Origin of the sequence: Thioclava sp. DLFJ4-1 (genome assembly GCF_002020145.1) — a bacterium.
Lineage (GTDB): Bacteria > Pseudomonadota > Alphaproteobacteria > Rhodobacterales > Rhodobacteraceae > Thioclava > Thioclava sediminum.
The window spans coordinates 680257-692383 of sequence record NZ_MPZT01000001.1 but is presented as its reverse complement, the minus strand read 5'-3'; the positions used below and the strand labels follow the sequence as shown (position 1 = coordinate 692383).

Sequence of the window (12127 nt, the reverse complement as noted above, 5' to 3'; positions counted from 1 at the left end):
GGCAAGCGCCCCGGACCAACGCTCAAGCAGGCAGGCATATGGACCTTCTCGACGACGAAAGCGGCTCGAACGCGCATGACTACACCGTTTCCGAGATTTCGGGGGCGGTGAAGCGCGTGATCGAGGGGGAATTCGGCCGCGTCCGGGTGCGCGGCGAAGTCGGCCGTGTGTCGATGCCGCGCTCGGGGCATATGTATTTCGATCTCAAGGACGACCGCTCGGTGATCGCCGCCGTCAGCTGGAAAGGGCAGGTGGCAAAGATGCAGGTCCGCCCCGAGGAGGGGATGGAGGTCATCGCCACGGGCCGGATGACAACTTTCGCGGGGCAGTCGAAATATCAGCTGATCGTCGACAATGTCGAACCGGCGGGCGCGGGTGCGCTGATGGCGATGCTGGAGGCGCGGCGCAAGGCGCTGGCCGCCGAGGGGCTGTTCGACGCGGGCCGCAAGAAGCCCATTCCGTGGCTGCCGCAGGTGATCGGCGTGGTGACCTCGCCTTCGGGGGCGGTGATCCGCGACATTCTGCACAGGCTCGCCGACCGCTTCCCGCGCCATGTGCTGATCTGGCCGGTGGCGGTGCAGGGACAGGCCTGCGCTCCGGAAGTGGCCCGCGCGGTGCGGGGCTTCAATGAACTCGCGCCGGACGGGGAGATCCCGCGCCCCGATCTGATCATCGTCGCGCGCGGCGGCGGCTCGATCGAAGACCTCTGGGGGTTCAACGAAGAGGCCGTGGTCCGCGCCGTGGCCGAAAGCGAGATCCCAGTGATTTCGGCGGTGGGCCACGAGACCGATACGACGCTGGTGGATCACGCCGCCGACCGGCGCGCCCCCACGCCCACCGCGGCTGCGGAGATGGCGGTGCCGGTGCGCGCCGAACTGGCCGCTTGGCTGTCGGAGGCACAGACGCGGATGATGCGGGCGGCGCGCGGGCGGCTCGATCAGCGCGGCCAGCGGCTGCGCGATCTGGCGCGCGGGCTGGGCCGTCCCGAGGCGCTGACGCAACCGGCGCGGCAAAGCTTCGATCTCTGGGCCGAGCGGCTGGGCCCTGCGCTGCGTACGCTGGTCCTGCGCAAGAATACCCGTTTCGCGCCGCTGGCTGCGCAAATCTCGCCGAACCTGCTGCGGCGCTTCATCCGGGATCGCTCGCGCGAGATCGACGGCTTGTCGGCGCGGCTCGCACCGGCGCCAGCGGCGAGGATGCGGCGCGCCACGCAGGATCATACGCAGCTTACGCGGCGGCTGGATGCGGCGCGGGTGCGGATGATCGGCGATGCGCAAAGGCGCAACCGCGACGGCGCCGAGCGGCTGGCGGGGCTGGAAGCCCGGCTCGAGCGCTCCTTGCCCGCCCGGATCGAGGCGCAGCGCGAACGGCTCGAGCGGCTCGACCGGATGCGCCAGACGCTGGGCTATACCGAGACGCTCAAGCGCGGCTATGCGGTGGTGCGCGGCCCCGATGGCGTGGTGACCTCGCAAGCGGTGGCGGAGAAGCAGCCCGGTCTCGAAATCGAGTTCGCCGATGGCAAGCTCGCGGTCATCCCGGGCGGGGGCGGCAGTGCTGCGCCGCCGAAGCCGAAGAAGAAAAAGCCCGATCCGGGCCCGTCTCAGGGCAGTCTGTTCTGAGGCTCACACGCCCACATCCGGACCCTGACAGACCAGCGGATCCTGGCTTTCGGACAGGCTGACCAGCGGCTCCTGCGAGGGATCACCCTTGAACTGTGCGAGCAGCCCCTGCGCCGTGTCGTAGAAGGTCCAGCATTGCAGCGGCGCGTATTCGCCGTAATCGAAGCAGATATACTGCCCGTCCTGATACCAGTCGCCTTCCTTGCACTCGCTTTCGGTGAAGGCCCAGATCACCTTGTGGCCGGGCTTGTATTGCTCGGAGCCGTAGGGCTGGCCGAAGACCGAATAGGTGATTGTGCGCCCGACGGTGCGCTGATCGAATTGCTCCGCATTGAGCGGTGGGCCGAGCGGATCGGCAGCGGCCGCCAGCGTCGGCATCAGAGCCAAGGCCGCAAGGGATAGAGTCAGGATCGGGTTCGGGCGCATGGGGGAGGCTCCGGCAAGGTCTTTCACCCAACCTGCCAGATCGCGGCCCGCTTGCCTAGCGCGCGCTGGGCGCATCGGTGCCGACTGGCTGCGCTTTGCCCAAGGCCTTCACGCGCTTGTCCATGACCCGGCGCCACAGCGGCGGGAACAGCGCCAGCGCCGCCATCGCGGGCAGGCTGCGCGGCAGGACGGGCCGCTGCGTCTCGGTCAGATCGCCAAGCCGCAGCGCCGGATATTCTCGGGCCGGATGTGCGTGGTGATCCGAATGGCGCGGCGCGTTGAGCATCCACAGCGAGGTGATCGGCGCGGGCGCGTCCCAGCTGTGATGCGCATCCACCGGATCGAAACTGCCATCGCCTCGACGCTTGCGTGACAATCCGTAGTGCTGGACGTAATCGGCGAGCAGGATCTGCACCTGCGCATAGGCGCAGAGCATCAGGTAAGCCACCACGCCCTCGGCCCCGAAGAGCATCCCGAACAGCACCGCGAACCACAGCCCGCCCAGCAGATAGGACGGGTAGGGGCCGAGCCGCGCGATCCTCGCCTTGATCCGCGCGCTCAGCGGCGCTTTCGGATCGATCGCAGGCAGGCGGGCGAAGCGGTTGCGCTCCATCTCGTAGCCGCCGATGAAGCTGCCGATCCAGGCCCGCGGCGCAAACGACCAGAACCCCTCGCCAAGCTGCGCGGAATTCGGATCGTCCGGCGTCGCGACGAAACGGTGATGGACAAGCCGGTGCGCCGAAGTGTGATGCCCGAAAAGCAGCGAGATATAGACCCATTTCCCCAGCAGAAACAGCCGTTTGTCTGAGCGATGGATCAGCTCATGCGCGTTGGAATTCGACACCTGCCCGAAGAACAGCCCAAAGGCCAGCCAGACCGCGATCCAGCTCGGCCCCTCCAGCAGCGTATGCCCCGACATCGCCGCCACGCCGAGCACGAGCAGCACGAAATGCACCACCGCCAGCGTCGTCGACAGCGCATCCGCTGCCGGGAATTCCGAGCCTTCCGGCGCATCGGGAGAGGGATGCTTCAGCGCCTCATCCAGGATGAACATGCACAGCCCGATCCAGACCAGTGCCGCCCAGGCCGCGATCCCGCCGAAGACGCCCGCCACCAGCAGAAGCGGCACCGGCAGAAGCGTCACGACCGCGAAACTGTCGACCCCGGGGATCTCGCGCGACCGCCGCAGCAGATTGGCAATTGCTCCGCTCAGGCGGCGCTTGCGTGAAGGGTCTTTGCCTTGGGTCACGTGCTGCGGGTCCGCTTCGCTCAACATCAATAGTGCAATGGTTTTGCGCTATTCTTTCGCCAATTTCGACCCTTTTATGGCCCCGCTTGCGGCGGTCGGGCTTTTCTGCGCGAGATGTGGCCATGATGTCCGCAGCCCCGATCAGTCTCCTCATCGCCGCCGTCTTCGCGCTGATTTACCTCGCGCGTCATGCAGGCGCGGGGGAAAGCGGCGCGAAAACCCTCGTGAAGACCGCCTCCGTCGTGGCGCTGATTCCGATGGCGGCGGCCATGGGCGCGCCGCTTGCGATCCTCGCAGGTCTCGCGCTCGGGGCGGCGGGCGATTTCGCCCTGTCGCGCCCCGGCCAGCGGGCCTTCCTGATCGGCATGGCGGCTTTTGCTGCGGGGCATCTGGCCTATCTTCTGGGGTTCCTCGACATGGGCGCGCAGCCCTCCGCCTGGACTATCCCGCTCATCGCGCTGGGGCTCTCGGCGGAGTTCTGGCTGCTGCCGCGCACGGGCGGACTGTGCTGGCCGGTGCGCAGCTATATCTGGATCATCGTGGCGATGGCGGCGGTGGCGATGGGCCTGCCTGCGGGCTATCTGATGGTGGTCGTGGGCAGCCTCGCCTTCGTCCTCTCTGACCTGATCCTCGCGCTGGAGATGTTCGTGCTGCGCGACGCTGGCCGCAAACAGCTGGCGGCACGCGCGCTCTGGGTGCTCTACTGGGGCGGTCAGGCCTTGATCGGCTGGGGCGCGGGATCCGGTTTTGCCGGGGGATAAGCCTTCCATCCGGGCCTGCGATGAACTAGGTGGAGCGTAAGGAAAGGCCTGATCCATGTCGTTTTTCAAAAAGCTCAAATCGCGTCTGACGCGTTCCTCCTCGAAGCTCGAGCAGGGCCTCGAGGATATCGTTGCCGAGAATGCGGCCAGTGAAGACGAGGTCGCGCAGACGCCGGAACCTTCCGCGCCCGCGACGCCCGCAGAGACCTCCCCCGAGGCCGCGCCGCAGACCCGCGCCGAACCCGCGCCGGAACCGGAGCCCGAGGCAGAGCCTGAGCCCGAACCGCGGCACAGCGAGACGATCAACCTCCCCGATCCGACGCCACCTGCGCCCGGCTACGTGCCCGCGCCGGTGACCGAACCGGTCGAGGAGGAGCACGCGCAGATCGCCAAAGCGCCGCTCGACGTCGAGCCCGCGCCCGAACGTCCCAGCCCCGAGCCGAAGAAACCCGGCCTTCTGGGCCGCATCTTCGGCGGCGGCGAGGCGAAACCCGCCGAGCCGCGCCGCGTCCTCGATGACGAGATGTTGGAGAGCCTCGAAGAGCTGCTGATCGCCTCCGACATGGGCGTGGACACCGCGCTGCGCGTCTCGGCGAACCTCGCGGAGGGGCGGATGGGCCGCAAGCTCTCGGTCTCCGAGATCAAGGGGCTGCTGGCCCAAGAGGTCGCCCGGATCATGGAGCCGGTCGCGAAGCCGCTGCCGCTTTACCCGAGGAAGCCGCAGGTCGTGCTGGTGGTGGGCGTCAACGGCTCGGGCAAGACCACGACGATCGGCAAGCTTGCCTCGCAATTCCGCGCCGCCGGCAAGCAGGTCGTGATCGCGGCGGGCGACACGTTCCGCGCAGCCGCCGTCGAACAGCTGCAGGTCTGGGGCGATCGCGCCGGCGTGCCGGTCCTGACCGCGCCCGAAGGCTCGGACCCGGCCTCGCTCGCCTATGATGCGATGAAGAAGGCCGAGGCCGAAGGTGCGGACCTCCTGATGATCGACACCGCAGGCCGGTTGCAAAACCGCGCCGACCTGATGGAAGAACTCGCCAAGATCGTGCGCGTGATCCGCAAGGTCGACGAGACCGCGCCGCATAACACGCTTCTCGTGCTCGATGCGACGACGGGGCAGAACGCGCTGCAACAGGTCGACGTGTTCCGCAAAATCTCGAACGTGTCGGGGTTGGTGATGACCAAGCTCGACGGCACCGCGAAGGGCGGCGTTCTGGTAGCGCTGGCCGACAAGTTCGGCCTGCCGATCCACGCGATCGGGGTGGGCGAGCAACTCGACGATCTGGCGCCTTTCGATCCGGAGGAATTCGCGCAGGCCCTCGTCGGTCTCGAAGACTGACGTCGGGAAGGGGGGCGCTGCCCCCCCCGCGCTTGCGCGCGCCCCCCGGGATATTTGTGCAAGAGCGAAGAGAGGGATGCGCCTTTCCTCTTCCCCTTGGTCGAAATATCCCGGGGGTGAATGGCCCTGAGGCCAGAGGGGGCAGCGCCCCCTTGCCGCCGACATCACGAAGGACTTCCCCTTGAGCGACTGGATCATCTCCGTCTCGGGCACCGAGACCGGCAAGCACCTCGCGCTGAGCCTCGCTCTGCTCGCGGCTTTTCTTCACGCGCTGTTCGGGGCGTTGCAGAAGGGGCGCCACGATCCGTGGCTCAGCCGCGCCGCGATCGATGCGAGCTACGGGATCATCGCAGCCCCCTTCGCGCTTTTCGTGGTGCCGTGGCCCGAGCCCTTCATGTGGCCGATCTTCGTGGGCGTGTTCTTCATCCATGTCGCCTACAAGCTGCTGCAGGCGGCCTGCTACCAGCGCGGGGCCTATACGGTGGTCTATCCGGTGGTGCGCGGCACCGGACCGCTTTTCGCGGTCATCGGGGCGGGGTTCATCTTCGGTGAGCATTTCACGCTGGGCCAGTGGGCCGGGGTGGCGACGCTGCTGGCGGGCATCTACGGGCTTGCGCTCTACAACCTGCGCAACGTGACGGTCGATCGCGAGACGATGGTGCCCGCCCTGATGCTGGCCGTGGCGACCGGCGCCTTCGTCGCGCTCTACACCACCTATGACGCCTATGGCATCCGCGCGACCGCCGATCCGTTCACCTTCCTTGCGTGGTTCTTCTTCATCGACGGCTGGTTCATGCCGATCTTCACCGCGCGGCGCTGGACGAAACTGCCGAGTTCGGAAATGGTGCCGCTCATCAAGAGGGGTGTTATCGGCGCGATTGTTGCTTATTTCTCCTTTGGCTCGATCATGTTGGCGACACGGCTCGACAAGGTGGGCGAGGCGGCGGTGCTGCGCGAGACGTCCACGGTCTTCGCAGCGCTCATCGGCTGGCTCGTGCTGGGCGAGAAAGTGGGGCCGCGGCGCACGGCCCTGATGGCGCTGATCGCGGCAGGGGCCGTGATCGTTGAGATAGCAGGCAGGTAAAGGCAGATGGCAGAGAAAAAGATTTCCCCCTGGGTGAAAGCGGCGCTCGACTGGGGGCCGCTCATCGTGTTCTTCATCGCCTTCAACCGGCTCAAGGACGGCACTTACACGATCCTCGGTACCGATTACTCGGGCTTCGTTGTGGCCACCGCGCTGTTCATCCCGCTGATCGCGGCGACGACGCTGATCCTGTGGCTGCTGACCGGCAAGCTCTCGGCGATGCAGATCGCGACGCTCGTGCTGGTGGCGATCTTCGGCGGGCTGTCGGTCTGGCTGAACGATCCGACCTTCTTCAAGATGAAGCCCACGATTATCTACCTGCTGTTTGCGGGTATCCTCGGGGCCGGATTGCTGCGCGGCAAGGCGTGGCTGCAACTGGTGATGAACGAGGCGATGCCGATGGCGCATGAGGGCTGGATGATCCTGACCAAGCGCTTCGTCTGGCTGTTTCTGGGCCTTGCCGTCGCCAATGAGATCGTCTGGCGCACGATGTCGGACGCGCATTGGGTCGATTTCAAGACTTTCGGTCTGCCGATCATCATGATCGCCTTCATCATGTCGCAGGCCAAGTTGTTCGAGCGTCATGGGATCGACACGGAAGAGAGCGAGGAGGGCTAACTCCGCCCTGTCCGCGCCCGCCGCGATCCGTTACACCTTTCGCGACTGCCAAACCCGGAGCCGCACATGAAAATCGCCACCTTCAACATCAACGGCATCAAGGCGCGCCATCAGGCGCTGGTCGATTGGCTGAAGGAGGCTGAGCCCGACGTGGCTTTGCTGCAGGAGATCAAGTCGGTCGACGAGGGTTTCCCGCGCGAGATATTCGAGGAGCTGGGCTATTCCGTCGAGACGCACGGTCAGAAAAGCTTCAACGGCGTCGCGATCCTCTCGAAGCTGCCTCTGGAGGATGTAACGCGCGGCCTGCCCGGGGACGAGGGTGACGAACAGGCGCGCTGGATCGAGGCCACCGTGGTCGGCGACAAGGGCGCGGTGCGGCTCTGTGGTCTCTATCTGCCCAATGGCAACCCGGTGGAGCTGGACGATGCGGGCCAGCCCGTCGAAGGCGGCAAATACGCTTACAAGCTGTCATGGATGGAGCGGATGAAGGCGCGCGCGGAAGAGCTGCTGGCGCTGGAAGAGCCTTTCGTGATGGCGGGCGATTACAACATCATTCCGCAGGACGAGGATGCCGCGAAACCCGAGGCGTGGCGCGGTGATGCGCTGGCGCTGCCGCAAAGCCGCGAAGCCTTCCGCCGTATCCTCAATCTCGGTTTCACCGAGGCGTTCCGCGCCCGGGTCCAAGGGCCGGGGCATTACTCCTTCTGGGATTATCAGGCAGGCGCCTGGCAGAAGAATAACGGCATCCGGATCGACCATCTGCTGCTGTCGCCGCAGGCGGCGGATCTGCTGCGCGATGTCGGCATCGACAAGGAAATTCGCGGCCGCGACAAGCCCTCGGATCACGTGCCGGTGTGGATCACGCTCGACCTCTGATCGCGATTGCCGCAACGTCATTTCCTCGGCCCCGTCGCAGCTGTGCATAGTGGCGGCGGAGAAGAGGAGACCCCACATGCAAGACAAGATCAGCCGGCATCCGGTGCCGAAACTCGCCGACATGCCTGAGGATATCCGCACGCGGATCGAGGCGGTTCACGAGAAGGCCGGGTTCATCCCGAACATCTTCCTCGCGCTGGCGCATCGCCCCGACGAGTGTCGCGCCTTCTTCGCCTATCATGACGCGCTGATGGAGAAGCCCGGCAACCTGACCATCGCCGAGCGCGAGATGATCGTGGTGGCGACCTCGGCGGCCAATGAGTGCCAGTATTGCGTGATCGCGCATGGGGCTATCCTGCGCATCCGCGCCAAGAACCCGCTGATCGCCGATCAGGTCGCGGTGAATTACCGCAAGTCCGAGATCACGCCGCGCCAGCGCGCGATGCTCGACTTCGCGATGAAGGTGAGCCTGCGCGCGCAGGAGGTCGAGGAGGCCGATTACGAAGCGCTGCGCGCCCACGGGTTCACCGATGACGATATCTGGGACATCGGCGCGATCACCGCGTTTTTCAGCCTGTCGAACCGCTTGGTGAACATGGCCGCGATCCCGCCGAACCCCGAGTTCTACGCGATGGGGCGCTGAGCGCCTCTGGTCTTCGCCCATCCGCGCGGTCTAGGCTCTGGCGAAACCAGCCAGTAGGAGCGCGCGATGGGCGATATCTTGATCCGGGGCGCCGAGGTGATCGTCACGATGGACGGCACCCGGCGCGAGCTGAAGGGCGCGGATCTGCTGCTGCGCGACGGGCAGATCGCCGCCGTCGGGCCGGGGCTGGAAAGCACGGGCGAGGTGGTCGAGGCCAAGGGCTGTGTCGTCACGCCGGGGCTCGTGAATACCCATCACCATCTTTACCAGACGCTGACGCGCGCGGTGCCGGGGGGCCAAGATGCGCTGCTATTTGGCTGGCTGCAGACGCTCTATCCGATCTGGGCGAAGATGGGGCCCGAGGAAATCCGCGTCTCGGCGCAGGTGGGGCTCGCGGAGCTGGCGCTGACCGGCTGCACCACCAGTTCCGATCATCTGTATATGTATCCGAATGGCGCGCGGCTGGAGGACACGATCCACGCCGCCGCCGAGCTGGGCCTGCGCTTCCACCCCACCCGCGGCGCGATGAGCATCGGCGAGAGCGATGGCGGCCTGCCGCCGGATAGTCTGGTCGAGCGCGAGGACGCGATCCTCAACGACTGCATCCGGGTCGTCGATGCGTTCCACGATGCAGGCGAGGGCTCGATGTGCCGGGTGGGGATCGCGCCGTGCTCGCCGTTTTCCGTCTCGCGCGAGCTGATGCGCGATGCGGCGCTGCTGGCGCGCGACAAGGGTGTGATGCTGCACACCCATCTGGCCGAGAATGACGAGGATATTTCCTACAGCTTGGAGCAGTTCGGCTGTCGGCCGGGGCAGTATGCGGAAGATCTGGGCTGGACCGGCGACGATGTCTGGCACGCCCATTGCGTGAAGCTGGACGCGGGCGAAATCGACCTGTTCGCGCGCACGAAGACGGGCGTTGCGCATTGTCCGTGCTCGAACTGCCGTCTGGGGTCGGGCATCGCGCCGGTGCGGCAGATGCGCGATGCGGGGGTGAAGGTGGCGCTTGGCGTCGATGGCTCGGCCTCGAACGATGCAGGGAGCCTCATCGGCGAGGCGCGCATGGCGATGCTGCTGCAGCGGGTGCAAAACGGCGCCGACGCGATGGCCGCGCGCGAGGCGCTGGAGATCGCGACTTTGGGCGGGGCGCAGGTGCTGGGTCGTCCCGATTGCGGGGTGCTCGCCCCCGGAAAACGCGCGGATGTGGCGATCTGGGATGTCTCGGGGCTGGAGGCGGCAGGCGCATGGGATCCGGTCGCGGCACTGGTGCTGTGCGGGCCGCCCAAGGTGAAACACCTCTTCGTCGAGGGCCGTCAGGTGGTGCGCGACGGGCAGGTGGTGACAATCGACATGCCGCGCGTGATCGAGACGCAAAACCGTCTCGCGGCACGGCTTATGGGCTGAACTTTTCGCGCCGCACGGCACCGGCGGCGCTCGCGATCCGCAGCAGGCGGCGACGGTCGCCTGCAAGGGCGGCCTCCATCAGCCCCGATAGCCCACCGCGCGCCTTCAGATGCGGCCCGAGGTCGGAATGGCCAAGAGCGGGGAAGATCAGGTGGTCGACATTTGACGCGCGCGGGAAGTGCATGGCCTGATCCAGATCGTCATGCGCGCCGTGGCACAGGATCGTCCAGCATGGCGCGGGCGGGAGCGGCGTGGTCTCGCGGGCGAATGTTCCGATCCGAGAGGTCCACTCGCTCCAGCGCGTCTCCCCCGGCACGACGCCCGGTTTGACCGAGACTTGCGGCGACAGCGCGAGCACCACATCGACCGGGATCACCTCCGCTGCGACCAGCGCCGAGACCGCGCCCATCGAGAGGCCAATGGCGGCGATGCGGGTGACGGGGCGGCGGCGCGTCACCTCCGCCAAGGCGGCGCGCAGGGCAGGGGCGAAACCCGGATCGTTTGCCCAGCTGCGGCTTTCGTCGCTGATGAACAACGCTCGGCGCGGGAAGCCGGGCGTGCCGCGCCCCGTGGCAGTGGCGACGAATTCCGGTGCGGGCGGGCGGCTTGGGGCATGGCCGATCGAGGCGAAGGAGATGACCAGATCGCCGCCGCCACCGTCTAGGAAATCGACCGTGAAAGGTGCGCGGGCGTAGACCCTCTCGAAAGCTGGGTCGTTCAATGCAGCCGCTTGCCCGCGACCCAGGTGCCCGCTATCGCGCGGTCGTCGCCCATCATGATCGTCGGGAAGATCGCCTCCCAGATGTCATTCGCCCGCGCCGCGCGTTGCGAGATGGCAAGCGTCGAGGCGAGGTCGACGGCGATGAAATCCGCCTCCATCCCCGGCGCCAGCGCACCGATCTTGTCGCCCATTCGCATCGACTTGGCCGAGCCCTGCGTGGCCAGCCACCAAAGCTGCGCGGGGTGCAGCGGCTGATGCGTCAGCTGCCCGATCTCATAGGCCGCGGCCATCGTGCGCAGCATCGAAAAGCTCGACCCGCCGCCGGTATCGGTGGCCAGACCGATTTGCTGCCCCTCGGCCAGACGCGTCGGCCAGTCGAAGAGCCCCGACCCGATGAACGTGTTCGAGGTCGGGCAATGAATCAGCGCCGCGCCGACCTCCTTGATCCGGTCGGCCTCGCGCGGTTCCAGATGGATCGCGTGGCCGTAAAGCGCGTTCTCGCCCAGCAAGCCATAGGTCTCGTAAGTGTCGAGGTAGTCGCGCGCGGTGGGGTATAGCTCGCGCACCCAGGCGATCTCGTCCACCTGCTCGCTCAGATGGGTCTGCATCAGACAATCGGGATGCTCCGCCCAGAGCGCGCCCAAGGCGCAAAGCTGATCCGCCGACGAGGTGGGGGAGAAGCGCGGCGTGATGACATAGCTCAGCCGGCCCGTCCCGTGCCATTTCTGCAAGAGGATGCGGCTGTCGTCATAGGCGGATTGAGGCGTGTCGCGCAAAGCCTCGGGGGCGTGGCGATCCATGCAGGTCTTGCCCGCCGCGGCGCGCATTCCGCGGGCCTTGGCGGCGGTGAAGAAGGCTTCGACGCTGGCGGGATGGATCGTGCAATAGCTGCACATCGACGTCGTGCCGTTCATCAGCGCCAGATCGAGATAGCGGGTCGCGATCTCTTCGGCATGGGCGGGATCGGCGAAGGAAATCTCTTCGGGGAAAGTATAGGTGTTGAGCCAGTCGATCAGCCGCTTGCCCCAGCTCGCGACGATCGCGGTCTGCGGGTAATGCACATGCGCATCGACGAACCCGGGCGACAGGAGGTGGTCGCCATGATCGACGATCTCGGCCTGCGGATGGGCCTCGCGCAGATCGTCGGCCTCGCCCACGGCGGCGATCATACCGCCGTCGATCAGCATACCGCCGCGGCGCCGGTGCGTGACCGCCTCCGGCCCCTCGACAAGCGCGTCGCCACGGTATTCCAGAACCTGCCCAAGGTGCAGCTCAGCCATCATTCTCTCCTGTCCGACGCGTCATGCTAGGGCGGGGCGGGGCGAAGGTAAATCTCTGCCGTCGCGGCGCTTCTTTTTCGCCCTCGCCCCCCTGTCCATCTGCGAGAAAA

The 12127-nt window shown here is 66.6% G+C and carries 12 protein-coding genes; 8 read left to right on the top strand and 4 right to left on the bottom strand.

The features are described 5' to 3' along the window. The first annotated feature begins 38 nt into the window (after positions 1-38). Positions 39-1619, top strand: a complete 1581-nt coding sequence (gene xseA / locus BMI85_RS03055) for an exodeoxyribonuclease VII large subunit (RefSeq protein WP_078599460.1) — start codon at positions 39-41, stop codon at positions 1617-1619. A 3-nt stretch (positions 1620-1622) separates the two neighbouring features. Here the strand turns inward: xseA and BMI85_RS03050 are convergent, their stop codons facing one another. Together BMI85_RS03050 and BMI85_RS03045 are read right to left on the bottom strand one after the other, a co-directional pair. Continuing rightward, positions 1623-2045 (bottom strand): hypothetical protein, encoded by a 423-nt coding sequence (locus BMI85_RS03050; protein WP_246832469.1) that lies wholly within the window; start codon positions 2043-2045, stop codon positions 1623-1625. 55 nt (positions 2046-2100) lie between these two features. Beyond that, the gene (locus BMI85_RS03045) at positions 2101-3321 is read right to left on the bottom strand and encodes an alkane 1-monooxygenase (protein WP_078599459.1); all 1221 of its coding nucleotides are present in this window, start codon (positions 3319-3321) and stop codon (positions 2101-2103) included. Between the two features lie 98 nt (positions 3322-3419). On the opposite strand from BMI85_RS03045, the gene BMI85_RS03040 reads away from it, so the two are divergent. The 7 genes from BMI85_RS03040 (at position 3420) to BMI85_RS03010 (ending at position 10016) form a co-directional block, all read left to right on the top strand. Continuing rightward, positions 3420-4055, top strand: coding sequence for a lysoplasmalogenase family protein (locus BMI85_RS03040; RefSeq protein ID WP_210402300.1), 636 nt, complete (start codon positions 3420-3422; stop codon positions 4053-4055). A gap of 55 nt (positions 4056-4110) precedes the next feature. After that, positions 4111-5391 carry a signal recognition particle-docking protein FtsY gene (ftsY, locus tag BMI85_RS03035; protein ID WP_078546267.1) on the top strand — a complete coding sequence of 427 codons (1281 nt, stop codon included), beginning with the start codon at positions 4111-4113 and terminating at the stop codon, positions 5389-5391. Positions 5392-5572: 181 nt separating this feature from the next. Continuing rightward, the gene (locus BMI85_RS03030; RefSeq protein ID WP_078546269.1) at positions 5573-6475 is read left to right on the top strand and encodes an EamA family transporter; all 903 of its coding nucleotides are present in this window, start codon (positions 5573-5575) and stop codon (positions 6473-6475) included. A 6-nt stretch (positions 6476-6481) separates the two neighbouring features. Beyond that, positions 6482-7093, top strand: a complete 612-nt coding sequence (locus BMI85_RS03025; protein ID WP_078599458.1) for an inner membrane-spanning protein YciB — start codon at positions 6482-6484, stop codon at positions 7091-7093. Between the two features lie 66 nt (positions 7094-7159). Further along, the gene (gene xth / locus BMI85_RS03020; protein WP_078546271.1) at positions 7160-7969 is read left to right on the top strand and encodes an exodeoxyribonuclease III; all 810 of its coding nucleotides are present in this window, start codon (positions 7160-7162) and stop codon (positions 7967-7969) included. Positions 7970-8045: 76 nt separating this feature from the next. Beyond that, positions 8046-8612, top strand: a complete 567-nt coding sequence (locus BMI85_RS03015; RefSeq protein WP_078599457.1) for a peroxidase-related enzyme — start codon at positions 8046-8048, stop codon at positions 8610-8612. Between the two features lie 66 nt (positions 8613-8678). Further along, positions 8679-10016 (top strand): 8-oxoguanine deaminase, encoded by a 1338-nt coding sequence (locus tag BMI85_RS03010; RefSeq protein ID WP_078599456.1) that lies wholly within the window; start codon positions 8679-8681, stop codon positions 10014-10016. Here BMI85_RS03010 and BMI85_RS03005 read toward each other — a convergent pair. Together BMI85_RS03005 and guaD are read right to left on the bottom strand one after the other, a co-directional pair. After that, positions 10006-10737 carry a hypothetical protein gene (locus tag BMI85_RS03005; protein WP_078599455.1) on the bottom strand — a complete coding sequence of 244 codons (732 nt, stop codon included), beginning with the start codon at positions 10735-10737 and terminating at the stop codon, positions 10006-10008. The two genes, BMI85_RS03010 and BMI85_RS03005, sit on opposite strands and share 11 nt — an antisense overlap. After that, on the bottom strand, positions 10734-12017 hold the full coding sequence (gene guaD, locus BMI85_RS03000; RefSeq protein ID WP_078599454.1) for a guanine deaminase: 1284 nt from the start codon (positions 12015-12017) through the stop codon (positions 10734-10736). Before guaD ends, BMI85_RS03005 begins: the two co-directional genes overlap by 4 nt. Positions 12018-12127: the final 110 nt, after the last annotated feature.